This window comes from Arthrobacter sp. CP30, assembly GCF_053470025.1.
In genome coordinates, this window is record NZ_JBQEMM010000006.1 from 27,708 (window position 1) to 45,180 (window position 17,473).

At 71.4% G+C, this 17,473-nt stretch carries 14 protein-coding genes and 1 riboswitch; of the genes, 7 read left to right on the forward strand and 7 right to left on the reverse strand.

The features are described from left to right. Both ACTIMO_RS09675 and ACTIMO_RS09680 read right to left on the reverse strand, forming a co-directional pair. Entirely contained in the window at positions 1 to 855 is an 855-nt protein-coding gene (locus ACTIMO_RS09675; protein WP_448182278.1) for a spermidine synthase, read from the reverse strand. Then, complete coding sequence (locus ACTIMO_RS09680) at positions 852 to 2,096, reverse strand: aminotransferase class I/II-fold pyridoxal phosphate-dependent enzyme (RefSeq protein ID WP_448182279.1); 1,245 nt, start codon at positions 2,094 to 2,096, stop codon at positions 852 to 854. Before ACTIMO_RS09680 ends, ACTIMO_RS09675 begins: the two co-directional genes overlap by 4 nt. Before the next feature lie 67 nt (positions 2,097 to 2,163). Between ACTIMO_RS09680 and coaD the strand changes: the two genes are divergently transcribed. Further along, positions 2,164 to 2,637, forward strand: coding sequence for a pantetheine-phosphate adenylyltransferase (gene coaD, locus ACTIMO_RS09685; RefSeq protein WP_055773278.1), 474 nt, complete (start codon positions 2,164 to 2,166; stop codon positions 2,635 to 2,637). Between the two features lie 23 nt (positions 2,638 to 2,660). Here the strand turns inward: coaD and ACTIMO_RS09690 are convergent, their stop codons facing one another. Next, positions 2,661 to 3,257 carry a YdcF family protein gene (locus ACTIMO_RS09690; protein WP_448182280.1) on the reverse strand — a complete coding sequence of 199 codons (597 nt, stop codon included), beginning with the start codon at positions 3,255 to 3,257 and terminating at the stop codon, positions 2,661 to 2,663. Positions 3,258 to 3,372: 115 nt separating this feature from the next. On the opposite strand from ACTIMO_RS09690, the gene ACTIMO_RS09695 reads away from it, so the two are divergent. The 5 genes from ACTIMO_RS09695 (at position 3,373) to ACTIMO_RS09715 (ending at position 7,179) form a co-directional block, all read left to right on the forward strand. Next, positions 3,373 to 3,939 (forward strand): YceD family protein, encoded by a 567-nt coding sequence (locus ACTIMO_RS09695; RefSeq protein WP_055773283.1) that lies wholly within the window; start codon positions 3,373 to 3,375, stop codon positions 3,937 to 3,939. Positions 3,940 to 3,941: 2 nt separating this feature from the next. Continuing rightward, positions 3,942 to 4,145, forward strand: a complete 204-nt coding sequence (gene rpmF / locus ACTIMO_RS09700) for a 50S ribosomal protein L32 (RefSeq protein WP_055773285.1) — start codon at positions 3,942 to 3,944, stop codon at positions 4,143 to 4,145. Between the two features lie 78 nt (positions 4,146 to 4,223). Next, positions 4,224 to 5,045, forward strand: a complete 822-nt coding sequence (rnc, locus tag ACTIMO_RS09705; RefSeq protein ID WP_448182281.1) for a ribonuclease III — start codon at positions 4,224 to 4,226, stop codon at positions 5,043 to 5,045. Then, positions 5,046 to 6,008, forward strand: coding sequence for a bifunctional DNA-formamidopyrimidine glycosylase/DNA-(apurinic or apyrimidinic site) lyase (gene mutM, locus ACTIMO_RS09710; protein ID WP_448182282.1), 963 nt, complete (start codon positions 5,046 to 5,048; stop codon positions 6,006 to 6,008). Between the two features lie 137 nt (positions 6,009 to 6,145). After that, positions 6,146 to 6,322, forward strand: a riboswitch (cyclic di-AMP (ydaO/yuaA leader). Positions 6,323 to 6,324: 2 nt separating this feature from the next. Next, complete coding sequence (locus tag ACTIMO_RS09715; protein WP_448182283.1) at positions 6,325 to 7,179, forward strand: C40 family peptidase; 855 nt, start codon at positions 6,325 to 6,327, stop codon at positions 7,177 to 7,179. Positions 7,180 to 7,497: 318 nt separating this feature from the next. On the opposite strand, the gene ACTIMO_RS09720 is transcribed toward ACTIMO_RS09715, so the two are convergent. Genes ACTIMO_RS09720 through ACTIMO_RS09730 form a run of 3 tightly spaced genes read right to left on the reverse strand, consistent with a single transcriptional unit; the run spans position 7,498 to position 12,253 of the window. Next, entirely contained in the window at positions 7,498 to 8,466 is a 969-nt protein-coding gene (locus ACTIMO_RS09720) for an NAD-dependent epimerase/dehydratase family protein (RefSeq protein ID WP_448182284.1), read from the reverse strand. Then, positions 8,463 to 11,234, reverse strand: a complete 2,772-nt coding sequence (locus ACTIMO_RS09725) for an alpha/beta fold hydrolase (protein ID WP_448182285.1) — start codon at positions 11,232 to 11,234, stop codon at positions 8,463 to 8,465. Before ACTIMO_RS09725 ends, ACTIMO_RS09720 begins: the two co-directional genes overlap by 4 nt. Further along, positions 11,228 to 12,253 carry a 3-oxoacyl-ACP synthase III gene (locus ACTIMO_RS09730; RefSeq protein ID WP_055773295.1) on the reverse strand — a complete coding sequence of 342 codons (1,026 nt, stop codon included), beginning with the start codon at positions 12,251 to 12,253 and terminating at the stop codon, positions 11,228 to 11,230. Before ACTIMO_RS09730 ends, ACTIMO_RS09725 begins: the two co-directional genes overlap by 7 nt. Before the next feature lie 256 nt (positions 12,254 to 12,509). Between ACTIMO_RS09730 and smc the strand changes: the two genes are divergently transcribed. Continuing rightward, positions 12,510 to 16,139, forward strand: coding sequence for a chromosome segregation protein SMC (gene smc / locus ACTIMO_RS09735; RefSeq protein WP_448182286.1), 3,630 nt, complete (start codon positions 12,510 to 12,512; stop codon positions 16,137 to 16,139). A gap of 15 nt (positions 16,140 to 16,154) precedes the next feature. Here smc and ACTIMO_RS09740 read toward each other — a convergent pair whose 3' ends face one another. Then, positions 16,155 to 17,471: an MFS transporter gene (locus ACTIMO_RS09740; protein ID WP_448182287.1), complete on the reverse strand. Its 1,317-nt coding sequence runs from the start codon at positions 17,469 to 17,471 to the stop codon at positions 16,155 to 16,157. Positions 17,472 to 17,473 lie beyond the last annotated feature (2 nt).

The window sequence follows — 17,473 nt, forward strand, 5'->3', positions numbered from 1 at the left end:
CTACCGCGCGGGACGCGGCTCCCCGGCGTCGAACGCCTCCCTCGCCGGTCCGACCAGGACCGCGGCGGGGTGCGGGCCGGCCGCGAGCAGCGCGGCGGTCCATGACGCGGGCCAGGGAGCGGGACGGGCTGCCACGACGACGTTGCCCGCCGAGCTGCCGTCCACCATCCCGGCCTCGGTGAGGACCGCCGTCGATTCCGCGAGGGAGGACAGCTGCCGGCTCTGCGCCCGGGCGAAGGCGAGCGGCGGATCGTCGCCCACGTTGACGAGCACCACGCCGTCCGGTGCACAGACGCGCAGGAGGTGGGCCGCGAAGTCCGGCGAGGTGAGGTGGGCCGGGGCGTCCGATCCGGCGAAGATGTCCAGGACGACGGCGTCGAAGGATCCGTCGGCCTCCTCCAGCACGACATCGGCGGCGTCGCCGATCACGATGTCGCAGCCGGTACCGTCCGCGAGCGGCATCTCCGCGAGGACGAAGTCGATCAGCTCGGCATCGAGGTCGACGGCGACCTGCGCGGACCCGGGTCGCGTCGCGTGGACGTAGCGGACCAGGGTGAGTGCCCCCGCGCCGAGGTGGAGCACCCTCAAGGGTGCGCCGGGTGCTCCGAGCAGGTCGATCACGTGGGCGATGCGCTGGAGGTACTCGTAGAAGACGCGGCCCGGGTGCGCGACGTCGACGTGGGACTGCTGGGCGCCACCGATGCTGAGGATCAGTGCGCCGTCGATGTAGGCGTCCTCGTCGATCTCCGCGTACGCACCCGAGACGGGGAGCCAGCGGGTCGGCACGTCGAATCCGTCGTCGCCGTCGGCGGCCTTCGGGCCGTCGTGGCCGGCCGTGGCGTCCGGGACGTTCATACGCGGTCCCGGAGGGTGGCCAGGCGCCGGGCGCCCTCCTCGATCACGTCGAAGCGCTTGCAGAAGGCGAAGCGGAGGAGCGACCTCGTCCGGGCGGCGCCGTCCTCGTGGCAGAACATCGCCACCGGTATGGCGGCCACGCCGATGAGCGAGGGCAACCTGCGGGCGAGGGCCGTCGCGTCGTCGATACCGAGGGGGGACGCGTCGACCGTCGTGAAGAACGTCCCCTCGGGCTCGAACACCTCGAATCCCGCGGCGCGGAGTCCCTCGCCCAGGAGGTCGCGCTTCCGCCGGAGGGTGGCCGCCACGGAGTCGAAGAACTCGTCGGGCAGGCCGAGGCCCAAAGCCACCGCACTCTGGAAGGGAGTGCCGGAGGTATAGGTGAGGAACGTCTTGACGGTGCGCACCTGAGCCACGAGTTCCGCCGGCCCGCTGAGCCACCCGACCTTCCATCCCGTCACGGAGAAGGTCTTGCCTGCCGAAGAGATGGTCAGGGTCCGCGACGCCGCTCCGGGGAGCGTGGCGATCGGGATGTGCTCGGGGCCGAAGCGGAGGTGCTCGTACACCTCGTCGGTGACGATGATGGCACCGTGCCGCTCCGCCAGCCGGACGATCGTCTCCAGTGCCTCCCGCCGGAAGACGCTTCCGGTGGGATTGTGCGGGTTGTTGACGACGACGATCCTCGTGCGGTCCGTGAAGGCCGCCTCGACCGAGGCGGCATCCGGCTGGAAGTCCGGCGCCAGCAGGGGAGCTGTCGTATGGGTGGCTCCGGAGAGGCCGATCACGGCGCCGTAGGAATCGTAGAAGGGCTCGAAGGTCAGCACCTCGTCGCCCGGCCCGGCGAAGGCGAGAATGGCCGCGGCGATGGATTCCGTGGCGCCGGTGCTCACGATCACCTCGGTCCGGGGATCGACGGTGAGCCCGTAGAAGCGCTCCTGATGGGCGGCGATGGCGTCACGCAGCACGGCGAGGCCCTGTCCGGGAGCGTACTGGTTGGCCCCGTCGGCGATGGCCGACCTCGCGGCGTCGAGGATCTCCCGCGGTCCGTCCTCGTCGGGGAAGCCCTGCCCGAGGTTGATCGCCGCGTGCTTCTGCGCGAGGGCGGTGACCTCCTCGAAGATGGTGATCCCGAGCCCGCCGTCCCCGCCGAGCAGGTTCGCGCCGGCAGCGGTTCTCGCCCACGGGGCGGCCGGGCGGGTGGTGGGGAGGTGCGGAGAGGTTCGCTCGGCATCGGTGCTCATGCCACCAGTATCCCGGTGACGGCGGCCGAGGGGTGGACTCGGGAGCGGGACTCGGTACCGTGGAGGCATGAGCCGCGCCGTCTGCCCCGGATCCTTCGACCCCCTCCACAACGGACACATCGAGGTCATCGGGCGTGCAGCGCGCCTGTTCGACGAGGTGCTCGTCGCGGTGTCGACCAATTACGCCAAGAACTACCGCTTCTCCGGCGAGGAGCGCATCGCGTTCTGCGTCGACAGCCTCGCGCACCTGCCGAACATCCGCGTGGTCCCCATGGGCGCCGGCCTCCTGGCGGACTTCTGCCGCGAGAACGGAGCGACGGCGCTCGTGAAGGGCCTTCGCTCGAGCCTCGACTTCGACTACGAGCTGCCCATGGCGACGATGAACCGGCACCTGGCCGATGTCGAGACCGTCTTCCTGCCGACGGGCACCGACTTCGCCCACGTCTCCTCCACCCTGCTGAAGGAGGTGGCCGCACTGGGGGGCGACATCCGTCCGTTCGTGCCCGACGCCGTCCTCCGACGCCTCGTCGACCGGGTCTGAGGGCCGTTCGACGGCGCGGTCTGTCAGACCCGGTTGGCGCAGACCGGACGGAGGACGGACGTAGCGAGTGCGATGCTCTCCTCGGTAAATCTCGCGATCCACTGCCCTGGACCGAGATCAGGGTGCGATGCAGCCATGGTGACCGTAGCTTTCGAACACTGGGAGATGTTGAGGTGTGAGCGCGTCACATGGTACGTCGAGGTGACGACGATGATGTCGTCCCAGCCGCGATCCCGGGACATGTCGCTGATGGATCGTGCTTCGCCGCGGGTGGTCAGCGGATCCGGGCGGAAACACGTGGTCCTCCGGGTCTCCGCTCCACACAGGGCGTCCGCCTGCGTGTTGCCCGGCAGGCCCGTCGACGACAGCACGAGGAGGGGTGCGGCGCCCGTGTCGACGAGATCCTGTCCCACCGCGAGGCGCTCGTCCGAAGCGCCCGCCAGCACGAACACCGCATCTGCGCGACCCGTCTCGGCGAGCGGCGGGTTGTAGAAGAACTCGTAGGCTGTGAGGAGCCACAGGACGAGCAGCACCGTGCAGAAGCGCAGAGTCCGGCGGAGCACCCGCGGGAGGCCATCCGGTGTCCCAGCAGGATGCGGAGGGATGGAAGGGCTGGTCACCCTCCGAGGGTAGACGTACAGCCGCGTTTTGGGCCTGCCGGTCCCATCGGGCTAGGATGGTACGTCGGTCATATGTTCTACAGGAGTCACCATTAGCAGCGATCTCAGTTCGCCCCTGACATTCAGTGTCAAGGATCTCGGACGCAGTCCGGGGAGCATGCGGACCATCGAAGAACATGTTCCGGCACCCAAGGATTTCGGCGTGGCGCTGATCGGCGTGCAGGAGGGCTCCGACATGGAGCTGGACCTGCGGTTCGAATCGGTCCACGAGGGAATCCTGGTGTCGGGAACGGCAAACGTCGAGGTGACCGGCGAGTGCGGCCGTTGCCTGGAGCCATTGCGGTTCGACCGCGACGTGGACCTCCAGGAACTCTTCTTCTACAGCGACTCTGCGTCGCTGTCGGTGGAAGAGGACGAAGAACAGCACCGGGTGGAGAGCGATTCCGTCGATCTGGAGCCCGTGCTGAGGGATGCGGTGGTCACTTCGCTGCCATTCCAGCCGGTGTGCCGGGAGGATTGTCAGGGCCTGTGTTCCGAGTGCGGAGCACGGCTGAACGACGATCCGGACCACCACCACGAAGTACTGGATCCCCGCTGGTCAGCCCTCGCAGGGCTGGCGGGCACTGCCGCCGAGAACGATGCGGCACCCAAGTCAGAGTCAGACGAGAAGGAAGAGAGTTAGCCGTGGCTGTCCCGAAACGGAAGATGTCCCGCGCGAATACCCGTGCACGCCGGTCCCAGTGGAAGGCAACCGCCCCCAGGCTGGTCAAGACCCTCGAGAACGGTCGCGTCACCTACAGCCTCGCCCACCAGGCCAAGGTTGTCACCGACTCGGCCGGCACCCCGCTGTTCCTCGAGTACAAGGGCCGCAAGGTAGCCGACGTCTGACATCGGTGCACCTTCCGCTGCCGTGCTCCGCGCAGCGGCGGAAAACGCCGGTCCGACGCGTGATCAGCTGATGCGGTCGTGAAGAATACAGAAGAACTCTCGAAGCGTCTCGGTGTCACTATCGACACCGAGACGCTTCGTCTTGCCCTGACGCACAGGTCCTACGCGTACGAGAAGGGCGGCATCCCCACCAACGAGCGCCTTGAGTTCCTCGGTGACTCGGTGCTCGGCCTCTCGGTGACGGACGCGCTGTACAGGGACAACCCGGATCTGTCCGAGGGTGAACTGGCGAAGCGACGGTCCGCCGTGGTCAGCACCAGGGCGCTCGCCGGCGTCGCCAGGGCACTGGACCTCGGCAGCTACGTGCTGCTCGGCCAGGGGGAGAAGCTGACCAACGGGCGGGACAAGGCCTCCATCCTCGCCGACACCATGGAGGCCGTGATCGGCGCCGCGTACCTGAGCCACGGCATCGAGACCGCCCGCGCCATGGTCATGCGCCTCATCGGTCCCCTCCTGCGGGACTCCGCCGTGCTCGGTGAGGGGACGGACTGGAAGACCCGAATCCAGGAGACGGCAGCGGGCAGGCGGCTCGGCGCCATCGACTACCAGGTCGACGGGACGGGTCCCGACCATGCGCGCACCTTCACCGCGCGTCTCGTCATCGGCGGGGTGGAGTACGGCGCGGGTGGTGGGCACTCGAAGAAGGAGGCCGAGCAGGCGGCTGCGGCTGCTTCGTGGAAGCTCCTCGCCGACGTTCAGGACGTGCCTGCGACCGTCACGGGAGCCGGCGACGTCGGCGTGCGTCCTGCAGGTGTCGTGACCGGTCGCTCCGGCGGCGCGCGGAGGCACACCGACCACGCGGGGCTCCCCGAGCGCTCAGACTCCGACGACGGAGCATGAGTGCCTGAACTCCCCGAGGTGGAGGTGGTCCGGCGGGGACTGTCCCGCTGGGTCACCGGGCGGGCGGTCGAGAAGGTCGACGTCCTCGATCCACGATCCCTGCGTCGTCATGTCAACGGGGTCGAGGATTTCGTCGGTGACGTCACCGGCGCGCGCATCACCGATGTGGTGCGGCGCGGGAAGTTCCTCTGGATGGTCCTCGAGGATCCGGCGGCGGATGACGCCGCCCCGCCGCTGGCGCTGATGGCCCACCTCGGCATGAGCGGGCAGCTGCTCATCGAGGACGCAGCGGCGCCCCCGGAGAAGCACCTGAAGGTTCGCCTGGCCCTGTCGCGGGCGACGGGGGAGGACGGCTCCGCCCTGCCCACGGATCTGCGTTTCGTCGACCAGCGGATCTTCGGTGGGATGTTCGTCACGGGCTTCGAGCCGACACCGGACGGTCACCCCGGTGGGCTGGGGGGAAGCGACACCGCGCTCGTGCCCCACCAGGCCGCGCACATCGCCCGCGACCCCCTCGATCCGGCATTCTCCTTCGAGGAGTTCCACCAGCGCCTGCGCCGCCGTCGCACGGGGTTGAAGCGTGCCCTGCTCGACCAGGGACTCGTCTCGGGGATCGGGAACATCTACGCCGACGAGGCGCTGTGGGCTGCGCGCCTCCACTATGCGCGGCCCACGGAGACGATGCGCCGACCCGACACCCGGCGCATCGTGGACGCCGCCACCGAGGTGATGACCCGTGCCCTTGCCGCTGGGGGGACGAGCTTCGACTCCCTCTACGTCAACGTCAACGGTGCATCGGGCTACTTCGCCCGCGATCTCGAGGCCTACGGGCGTTCAGGCCGGCCGTGCCGCAGGTGTGCTGCAGAGGGACGGACCACGTCGATCCGGCGGGAGCATTTCATGAACAGGTCCTCCTTCTTCTGCCCCGTCTGCCAGCCCCGGCCGCGGAACGCGAGACCCTGAGCAGCGCCGGGACAGCGGCACCCGGCCGTTCGTGATCCAAACGTGACAAGTCGGGGATCACCGCGTACCGTTGAACCCGCGCCCGCTCCACCACGGAGGGGCGCCCCTCCTCTCTCTGCCTAACCCTGTCGATGAGGACGGACCGTTCGCTACACACATCGACAGGGGCGGGGGAACCGATAGCGGACCCACTCACGGGTCCTAGGGGTCAAGACGCGCGTGCACCAGCTCTGGGGCGGTGGTGCACGAACACCACGTCCGGATGTCCCATCCGAACCCGACAGCTAACTTCGTAGGCATTGGGAAAGGCATCAGCATGTCCAAGAAGAGCCATATCGCACGCCACCGGGCAGTCCCCACGCGTGTCAACCCCCTCGTTACCGCCTCACGGGCCGTCTCCGCGAGCGCCTCGATCGCCGGCAAGCCCGCCGCCGTCGTCGTCGCGGCCTCCGGCCTCATGCTCGGCGCGGCACTGCCCGCCAGCGCTTCCGGCGAGATCAGCGTCCAGTCGGTTCCCGTCCAGCAGGTCGCGGCCACCCCCGCCGCAGCCGGTACCTACACCGTCCAGTCCGGTGACACCCTCGGCAGCATCGCCGCGGCCCATGGCGTCAGCCTGGACACCCTGTTCTCGGCGAACGGCCTGGGCTACGCCTCGGTCATCTACCCGGGCCAGTCCATCGCACTCGGCGGATCCGCCGCTCCCCAGCAGCAGTACTCGGTGCAGTCCGCCTCGATCGTCGCCGCTCCCGCGGCAGCGCCCGTCGCCGCTCCCGTAGCAGCGCCCGTCGCCGCTCCTGTCGATGACGCGCCGACCTACAGCCTCCAGTCCTCGTCGATCGGCGCCACCGGCATCGTCGGAACGGCCATGCAGGGAGAGGGATCGGGCTACGTCTACGGCGGCACGGCCTTCGGCGGCTGGGACTGCTCGGGCTTCGTCCAGTGGGTCTACGCGCAGAACGGCATCAACCTGCCGCGCACCACGTGGTCCCAGTTCGCCGCCCTGCGCCCCACCGGTAACCCCCAGCCGGGTGATCTGGTGAGCCAGAACGGTGGGAGCCACGTCGGCATCTACCTCGGCAACGGCCAGATGATCAGCGCACTGAACCCGTCGCAGGGTACGCAGGTGCACCCCGTCTCCGTCATGTCGGTGGACGGCTACTACACCCGCTGATCGATCGGTCGGCCCACCCGGTCCGCGGTCACGCTGCGAGCCGAAGGAGTGAGGTCGAGCTCCAGCAGTGACGCCTGACGAAGGGCGGGATGCACAGCATCCCGCCCTTCGTCGTACCCCCGTTCCGACGCCGGCCGGCACCATGTCCGAGCGGTCGGGAGCGCCGTGCACGTCGAGCACGGGGCAGGCTCCGCAGGCTCCGGCCGCGGACGACGGCGCGTGCTCGGCGTGATGGAGGTCGGTCCGGCTGCCGGACGACCGGGCGGGTGGGACAGGAGTGCGCGAAGCCAGCGGGGGCAGGCGGTCTGCAGGCCGGTGTCAGGTCGAGTAGTGGCGGGCGAGCCGCTCGAACCCCTCGTCGATGCCGACCGCCGGACGCCAGTCGAGGACCGCCCTGGTGTGCCGCTGGTCGAACCAATGCGCGGTCGAGAGCTGCTCCGCCAGGAAGCGCGTCATGGGTGGCTCCCCGGACCGCTCGAGGGCGGTCCAGAAGCGCTCGATCACGGCTCCCGCTCCCCGGGCGAGCGATCCGGGCACACTCCGGGTCGGTGGGGTCACGCCTCCCGCGCGGCAGATACCGGCCAGGAGCTCGGCGATGGGCCGGGGTTCGCCGTTCGTGACCACGAGTGACAGTCCCGCGGCGCGGTCCATCCGGACCAGGCACGCCACGATCGCAGCCGCCGCGTTGTCCACGTAGGTCGTGTCGATGAGGGCGGTGCCGGCGTCGAGCAGCGGGAGGCGGCCGGCACGTGCCCGCTCCATCACGCGCTCCACGAGCTGCGTGTCCCCGGGACCCCAGACGATGTGGGGACGGACCGCCGCAACCCGGAAGCCACGGGTGCTGCGGCCGAGCGCCAGCAGCTCGGCGGCGGCCTTGCTCCGCGCATAGTGACCCCGCGCATGCGCAGGATCGGCGGGGCCTGCCGGTGCGCCGACCAGCGATGTGCCGTCATGCGCCACCGAGGGTGAGGAGACCTGGACGACGTCGGTGACGCCGGCCTGCTCCGCCGCGTCCAGGAGGAGGCGCGTCCCCTCGACGTTGATCCGGTGGAACTCGGCAGCGGGACCTGCGAAGGAGACCTTTGCGGCGAGGTGGATGACCGACGAGCAGCCGGCCACCGCGCGGGCTACGGCTGCGGGATCATCGACGGAGCCGAGGACCTCCTGGGTCCCGGCGATCCCCGCCGGGCGCCGCTGGAAGCAGCGCACCTCCCGCCCGGTGGACAGCACCTGCTGCGCCACCGCGTGGCCGAGCATGCCGCTGGCCCCCGTGACGAGGACCGTCACAGGGACCCTGCCCGGCCGCCCGAGAGGAACCGGCCGCTCCAGGCGGCCACGCGTGCGCGGTCGATCTTGGCATTGTGGCGGATGTCCACCGGCAGGGCGGGAACCTCGACGACGGCGGCCAGATCCACTCCGCGCTCCCGGGCCACCCGGCGCGCCGCGGCCGCCAGATCCGGGGCGGCCAGGCGGGCCCGCTGCTCCGGCCTCCGGAGCAGGGACGAAGCGGACGCTCCGGCCCGCCGTCGGACCGGCCGCCCGGACGCTGCTGCCGCGCTTCGGGACGCTGCTGTCTCGAGGACGGCGACGACGGCCTGCGTGCCGGCCGGCCCGACGCCGACGACGGCGGCGAGGCGGACGTCGCCGAGCATCTCTAAGGCCTGCTCCAGGCCGACGGGCGTGAGGATCCCCGCGGCGGAGGTGATGACGTGGCCCAGGCGGCCCTCGACCCAGAGCCTGCCCTCGGCGTCGAGGTGGCCCACGTCCCCCGTGCGGTGCCACGGGTGCGTCCGCACGGATTCCTGCTGTGTCCTCCACAGCCGGAAGTAGCGGTCCTTCACGTGCGGCGCGTCGACGAGGATCTCGCCGGTGACACCGGGGGCCGTGGTGGGCTCACCGGTCGCCGCGCCCGGAGCGGGCCGGTGTGGCCGGGCGCCGTGCCCGTGGTCCTGGACGTCCGGACCGGACGGGGCCAGCGGACTGATGGCGATGACCGCTCCGTGCACGGGACGGCCCACGCAGACACCGTTCCCTGCGCCGTCGAGCCCGGCGGCCGCCGCAGCGGCAGCCCGCCGGATGCCGCCGAGATCGGTGTCGGCGACGAGCAGGGATTCCGTCATGCCGTACGGCGTGTGGAGGGCGGCGGCCGGGACCAGGGCCTGGACCTCCTCCAGCAGCGGCACGGGGATGGGGGCTCCGGCCGAGAGCAGCAGCGAGATGCGCCCGAGCGCGGTCCGGCCGTCCTCCGACAGGGCACCCGAGGTGGCGAGGACGTTCCTGAGCGCCGCGGGGGAGGCGAACACGACGGTCGCGTCGATCGCCGCTGCTGCGTCGGCGAGGGCCTGCGCCGTCAGCGTGCGGGGAGCGGTGACGTCCATGTCCGGTGTCACGGAGGTGGCGCCGAGCGCCGGGCCGAGGAGGGCGAACGGCGCGAATCCCGCGACGAGGGATGCTCCGGGGCCGAGTCCGAGCGTGGCGCCGACGGTGTCCCGCATCGCCGAGAGCTGACGGTGCGTGTAGACCACCCCCTTCGCCGGTCCCGTGGAACCCGAGGTGAAGAGGATGGCGGCATCGGCGTCCGGCTCGGGCTGCACCCCGGCATCCGCCGTCGCACGCGCGGCCCTGAGGTCGCCCAGCGACGCATCGACCCGCAGGGCCCGCCGTCGTGCCGCGGTCAGGGGCGTGGCGCTGATCCTGCGGCCCGGCCAGCGGAAGGCCCGCGCGGCGAGCAGGGCGCGTTCGATCCCGATGACGACGTCGGGTGCTGAACTGCGCACGGCGCGGCTCAGGCCGCGCGCGCCGAGGCCGGCGTCGGCGACGACGATGATCGCCCCGATCCGCAGGCACGCGTAGATGAGGACCGTGAGGTCGATCCCCGGCGGGACCAGGAGGCTGACGCGGCTGCCCGGTGCGTAGCCCAGGGCCGTGAGCCCGGCCGCCACGGCGGCGACGTCGTCGTCGAGGTCCTTCCACGACAGCGTCCTGGTTCCGCTCGGGGTGAGCTCGGCCACGGCTGTCGTCCCGCTGTCCGGGCCCGACGCCAGATCCCGGAGTCGCCGGCCGAGCGGCGAGAAGGCCGGGCGTTCGTCCTGCCCGGCGGAGCGCGCGGATGCGGTGGTCTCTGCGTCGCCGGTCGGCACCGCGACGGAACGCGCGGCGAGCCACTGCATGGCGGTGGCTGCCGTGTCCGCGTCCTCCTGCACGAGGTGGCTCGCGTGCTCGAAGCGGTGGATGTCCGCCTGGGGCAGCCGCTGGGCGAGGTCCTCGAGGTACGTGTCGGAGAAGACGGGATCGTGCGGGCCCCACATCATCAGCACCGGGACGTCGAGCGTCCGAATGCCCTCGGCGGTGGTGGTCAGTGCGGCGTGGCTCGGATGCGAGGGATCCGCGGGTATGTCGGAGACGAAATTCGCAATGCCCCGACGATCGTCCGGCGTGCGGTAGGGCGCGCGGAACGCGCGGCGCACCGACGGGTCCAGCGCGGGCCGGGCCAGGGCCAGGGTCACGTCGAGGAAGGCCGTGGTGGTCCGCGTGCCCAGGCCGTGGACGCCCGGCGCCAGTGCCAGCCGCAGGGGAGCGGGGATGGAGCGGGCCGGATCCTGGTGGATGGCGGTGTTGGTCAGGATCACGCCGACGAGGTCCGCGCGGTTGCGTTCGGCGTAGCCGAGGCTGACGACGCCACCCCAGTCGTGCCCCACCGTCACGACGGGGCCGTGCAGGCCGAGCGCCGCGACGAAGTCCTCGAGATCGGTGATGCGGTGCTCGAGGCGGCGGAAGACGCCGGTGCGGGCGGAGTACCCCATGTCGAGCTGGTCGACGGCGACGACGCGCCAGCCCTCCGCGAGCCCGGCCGCCAGGTAGGTGCGCCAGAGGTAGGACCAGGTGGGATTGCCGTGGACGCAGAGCAGGGTCCCGCGGACGGGAGCGCCGTCGGCACCCGCGCCGTTGTCGAGGTAGTGCCAGCGGTGGTGTGTCCCGGGGGCGTCCGCCCCGCTGGTCGAGGGCACGTCGAGATACGCCGACCACGAGGGATCGACGCCGGGGAGTGCTACCACGCAATCTCCATCATCGACGTGTTGAGGCCGGAGCCCACGCCGAGGCACAGCACGCGATCGCCGGGACTGAGCGACTGCGCCTCCTGGGCGAGGGTCATCGGCAGCGACGCCGGGCCCACGTTGCCCCAGTGCGGGAAGGTGATGGGCACCCGTTCGCGCTCCAGGTCGACGGCCTTGATGATGGCGTTGGTGTAGGAGTTGGAGACCTGGTGCGTGACGTAGCGGTCCATGCCGTCCCAGTTCCAGCCGTCCGTCTGGGCTTCGTGCCACGCCGTGACGACGAGCTCAAGCCCGCCGTCGAGCAGTCCCTTGGTGTCGGTGTACATGCCGTCGATGCCACCGATGCACAGCTCGTGGTGCTGGGTCCCCGCGCGGGACACCCCGCCGAGGATCCGGTGGGAGCCCGGGTGGAGGTCCGCCGGGCCGATCACCGCGGCGGCGGCGCCGGAGCCGAGGGTGAGCGTGGCGAACTCGGCGAGGAAGTCCTCGCGGGTCGAGTCCTCGCGGTTGAGGCGGTTGAAGGTCGCCTCCTGGGTCCGCTGGGCGTCCTCGCCGGCGACGATCAGGGCGTACTTGATCTGGCCGGAGTCGATCATGTTGGCCGCCAGCGTCATGCCGTTGACGAAACCGAGGCAGGCGTTGGCGAGGTCGAAGTTCATCGCGGAGGACGGCAGGCCCAGGGAATGGTGGATCTTCACGGCCACCGAGGGCTCGAGGTTCCGGCGGGTCACCGAGGTGTTGATGAGGAGCCCGACGTCGCCCGGCTCGATCCCCGCCTCGGCCATCGCTTTGGCGCCGGCCTCGATGGCGGCATCGTCGAAGTCGGACCCCGGGGACCACCAGCGCCGCTCGGTGACACCTGCCACCCGCTCGAGGAGCCGCTTGGAGAGCCGGAGCCTCTTGAGGCTGGGTGCCAGCCGTTCGTCGAACTCTGCGGAACTGACGACTACCGGCGCCTCCACACTCGTGACGGCGAGCAAGGCCGTGTTTTCATGTCGAAACGTCGCGTTACCGGTCAAATTTCCTGCCTCGTCAACTGGTCAGCGCCGGTGAATGGCCGTGAAGGACCCACGGGTGGATCGGCCTGGACGCCTCTGGATACTGCTGAAACTTTTGTAAGCCTACTTCTTAATACCTGGGCGGGTCACTCGGGATTCCGGGAGCGCGCCCTCTTGTCCACCCGATGCCGTGCCCTCTGGTCCGCCCAATACCGCGCACGGTCGGTGTGGTCCAGTAGATTGGGGAAGTCCTACCCCACCTGGAGATCCTGACACCGTGCATCTGAAGAGTCTAACCGTGCGAGGGTTCAAGTCTTTCGCTTCGGCGACCACCTTCGACTTCGAGCCGGGCGTCACCGCCGTCGTCGGGCCGAACGGTTCCGGCAAGTCGAACGTCGTCGACGCGCTGGCCTGGGTGATGGGGGAGCAGGGGGCCAAGACCCTGCGCGGCGGCAAGATGGAGGACGTGATCTTCGCCGGCACCTCGGGCCGCGCGCCCCTCGGCCGGGCCCAGGTCTCGCTCACGATCGACAACGCGGACGGCGCCCTGCCCATCGAGTACGCCGAGGTCACCATCTCCCGCACGCTCTTCCGTGCCGGCGGATCCGAGTACGCGATCAACGGCAAGAACTGCCGCCTCCTCGACATCCAGGAGCTCCTCTCCGACTCCGGGTTGGGCCGTGAGATGCACGTGATCGTGGGGCAGGGGCAGCTGGACCGCGTCCTGCACGCCACCCCGGAGGACCGGCGCGGCTTCATCGAGGAGGCTGCCGGGATCCTCAAGCACCGGAGGCGTCGCGAGAAGACCGTGCGCAAGCTGGACGCCATGCAGGCCAATCTAGCCCGGCTGACGGATCTCACGGGGGAGCTCCGGCGTCAACTGACCCCCCTCGGCAAGCAGGCGGAGGTGGCCAGGCGGGCCCAGCAGGTGCAGTTCGCCGTCCGCGACGCACGGTCCCGCCTGCTCGCCGACGAGCTCGTGACCCTGCGGTCCGGCTTCGAGCGCGACGTTGCCGCGGAGGCGGCCCTGCAGGCACGCCGCGAGGAGGTCGAGGTGCAGCTCGCGGCCGGTCGGCAGCGCCAGGCCACCCTCGAGCAGGCGGCCGCCGCCGCCGTGCCCGCCCTCAACCGGGCGCGCGAGACCTGGTACGCACTCTCGAGTGCGCGCGAGAAGCTCGCCGCCCTCGCCGCACGCGCCGAGGACCGCGGTCATCTGCTGGGCCAGGGCGGCGCGGACTCCGACACCGGGCGCGATCCGGACCAGCTCGACCGCCAGGCCGAACGCCTCCGCGCGGAGGTGTCCGCCCTGGAGTCCGAGGTGGTCGACCTGGGGCGCGCGCTCGAGGAGACGCTCGCTGCCCGGCGCGCCGCCGAAGACGCCTCCGCCGCCGAGGATGCACGGCTCGCGCGGCTCCTGAGGGCTGCCGCGGATCGCCGGGAAGGCGACGCCCGGCTCGCGGGGACGGTCGGAGCCGCGCGGTCCCGGGTCGAGTCGGCCGTCGCGGAACTCGGACGCCTGCGTGCGTCCATTGCCGGGGCGGAAGAACGCCGCCGCACCGCCGAACGCGACTTCACCGCCCTGGAGGGCCAGGTCGCCGGTGAGGAGGAGGGGGAGGAGGGGCTCGACGCCGAGTACGAGGAGGCCTCCGCCGTCCTCGATACCGCCGCCCGCGAGCTCGAGGTGCTGGTCGATCAGGAGCGCACCGCGGAGCGCGGACGTGGGGCTCTCGCTGCGCGTCTCGAGGCGCAGCGCGAGGGTCTGCGGCAGCGCGACGGGTCGGGCGCGCTCCTCGCGGCCGGCCTCGATGACGTGCACCGGCCGCTCGGCGAATTCCTCCAGGTGGCGCCCGGCTTCGAGAAGGCGGTGGTCGCGGCGCTCTCCGGCGCGGCGGACGCGGTCACTGTCGGGAGCCTCGACACGGCCCTGCGTGCACTCACCCTGATGAAGGACGACGACGCCGGCCAGGTGTCGCTCGTCGTCGCGCCCGGATCCGGGGGTGCCACCCGGTCGGGAGCGCGCCCGCCGCGACCGGACGCGACGACGGGCCCGGAGGTGCCTCCCGCCGGCGTCGCGGCACTCGACGTCGTCGAGGTGCCGCCGGCCCTCCACTCCGCACTGGGGCACCTGCTGCGCGGCGTGCTCGTGGTGCAGGACCTCGAGGCCGCCGGAGTGGCTGTCAGGGAGGGGCTCGCCGACGTCGCCGTGACCCTCGAGGGCGACGTCCTCTCCGAGCACACGGCCCGGGGAGGGACACCCGGAGCCGCAGGCTATGTGGAACTGCGCGCTGCCGCCGAGGAGACCGAGCAGGGGCTCGCACGGGTCATCGCCGAGGCCGAGAGGCTGCGCTTCCGCCTGTCCGCGGCGCGGAGCACGCAGCAGGAGGCCCAGCAGCGCGTCGACGCCGCTCTCGAGCGGCTGCACGAGTCGGACGCGCGGATGGCCGCCGTCGCGGAGAAGCTGGGTCAGCTGAACGCCGCCGTCCGCTCCGCCTCCGGTGAGGGGGACCGCCTGACCGCGCTCGTCCGTGCGGCCGAGGCCGACCTCGAGCGTGAGGAGGCACGGCTCCGGGAGGCGGCCCAGCGGCTGGAGGACCTGCAGCGGCAGCCGGTGGAGGCCGAGCCCCCGACCGGACAGCGCGACGCCCTGCAGCGCGCCGCCGTCACCGCCCGCCAGGGCGAGCTGGAGGCACGGCTGGCCCTCCGGAGCCGGGAGGAGCAGCTCTCCGCCCTGGCCGGCCGGGCCGCGTCGCTCGAGCGTGCGGCGCAGTCGGAGCGGCGGGCCCGCGAGCAGGCGGCGGAGAAGGCGAGGATCCGGAGGGCGCAGGCGCTCAGGGCCGCCGCCGTCGCCCGGGCGGCCCGGCGGGCCGAGCACCACGCCGTGGCCTCCATCGCCGTTGCCGCGAACCAGCGCGACACCGCCGAGCGGCTGCGCGAGCAGCAGGACACCGAGCTGCAGGAGGTGCGGGAGAGGAACGCCGGGCTCGCCGTCGAGCTCGGCCGTCTCACCGATTCCGTGCACCGCGACGAACTCGCGCGCACGCAGCAGCGGCTCCGGATCGAGGCCCTCGAGAACCGCTCCATCGAGGAGCTCGGGCTGACGCCGGACCACCTGGTGGACGAGTTCGGGCCCCACCTGCCCGTACCCGAGGACACCATCCCGGCCACCGACAAGTGGGCGGCCCTCCGGGCGCCGGTCGACGACGACGGCAAGACCGTCCCCGCGGGCGTCCCGTACGTGCGCGAGCAGCAGGAGAAGAGGCTCAGGCGCGCCGAACGCGACCTCGCGGCGCTCGGCAAGGTCAATCCGCTGGCCCTCGAGGAGTTCGCGGCGCTGGAGGAGCGCCACCAGTTCCTCAGTACGCAGCTGGCTGACCTGAAGGCGACGCGCAAGGACCTGCTGGACATCATCCGCGAGGTCGACGAGCGCGTGGAGCAGGTGTTCACCGCCGCGTACCGGGACACCGCCGAACAGTTCGAGCGCGTCTTCGCGACCCTGTTCCCCGGCGGCGAGGGTCGCCTCGTCCTCACGGATGCGGCGGACATGCTCACGACCGGGATCGAGGTCGAGGCGAGGCCCGCCGGCAAGAAGATCAAGCGCCTGTCCCTGCTCTCGGGTGGTGAGCGGTCACTGACCGCCGTCGCGCTCCTCGTCGCGATCTTCAAGGCCAGGCCCTCGCCGTTCTACGTGATGGACGAGGTGGAGGCCGCCCTGGACGACACGAATCTCGGCCGGCTGATCATGATCTTCCGTGAGCTCCGGGAATCGAGCCAGCTGATCATCATCACGCACCAGAAGCGCACCATGGAGGTGGCGGACGCGCTCTACGGGGTGACGATGCGCGGCGACGGCGTGTCCACCGTCATCAGCCAGCGGCTCGCGGCGGAGGTGGAGCGGGTCCTCGACTGACCGCGGGGTCCTCCACTACCGGACACCGCCGCCCGCCGTCGCGGGTGCGTCCGGACCGGCGGCGGCCGGCCGCGGAAGCGTCTCGCGGGCACCGACCCACACCGCCGCCGCCACGAGGGCCAGCACGCCGGTCACGAGGAAAGCCGCCTCGTAGGAGCCGACGAGGAGCCGGTCGATGACCACCCCGGCGACGATCGGGCCGACGATGGCGCCGAGGTCCGAACTCATCTGGAACGCGGCCAGGACCTTGCCGCCGCTGCGCCCGTTGCCGATCACGTCCGCGACCGCCGCCTGCTGCGCCGGGTTGAGCAGGCCCGTCCCGATCCCGCCCACCACGCAGATGCCCAGGAAGACGACGACGTTCCCGGACAGGCCGAGGGCGGCCATCGCGGCGCCGTTGACGATCAGCCCGGTGATCACCAGCGGCCTGCGGCCGATGCTGTCGGCGAGGCGTCCCGAGACGGTGAGCGAGAGCGCCGTGCCGGCGGCGAAGAAGGCGAGGGAGGTCCCGGCGATCTCCGGCCCGGCGTTCAGCACCGCGGACGCGAAGAGCGGCACGAGCGCCATCCTGATGCCGAAGGACGACCACCCGTTGGCGAAGCTCGAGACGAGGGCGGCCCGGTACCCCGAGTGCGCGAGGGCCTCGCGGACCGTGAGGGGCGCCTGGTCCCGGGCCGCCCTGCGCTCGGCCAGCGACGTCCCCTTCAGCTGGGAGAAGACCACCGCCGAGGCGACCAGCAGCGCACCCGCGTAGACGAGGAAGGGCACGCGGAGCCCGAACCTCGCGAGGACCCCGCCGAGGATCGGGCCCCCGATGCTGCCGAGCAGGAAGGCGGTTGCGTAGGCGCCGGACACACGGCCGCGGATGGAGGGCGGGGCGAGCCTGACGATCAGGCCCATCGCCGACACCGTGAACAGGGTGGAACCGATGCCGCCGAGGCCACGGAAGACCAGGAGCTGCCAGTAGTCGCCGGCGAAGGCGCAGGCGGCGGTGGAGAGGGCGACGATCAGCAGTCCGACGATGTACACGGGCCGCTCGCCGAGGCGTTCCACGAGCCACCCGCCGGCCGGTGCGAAGACCAGACGCGTGAAGGCGAAGGCGCTGACGATCACGGCTGCGGCCGTCACCCCGACGTCGAAGCTGCGGGCGAACTGCGGCAGGATCGGCGCCACCAGACCGAAGCCGATGGCGATCACGAAGGCCGCGGCGATGAGCACCCGGATCTCCCGCGGGATGCGCTCGCGAGGGGGACCGTCGTCGTTCCCCCTCTTCCTGCCCCGGGGGACGATGCTGAACGAGGGGCGATTGCGCGCGCGAGGGGATCCGGCCATGG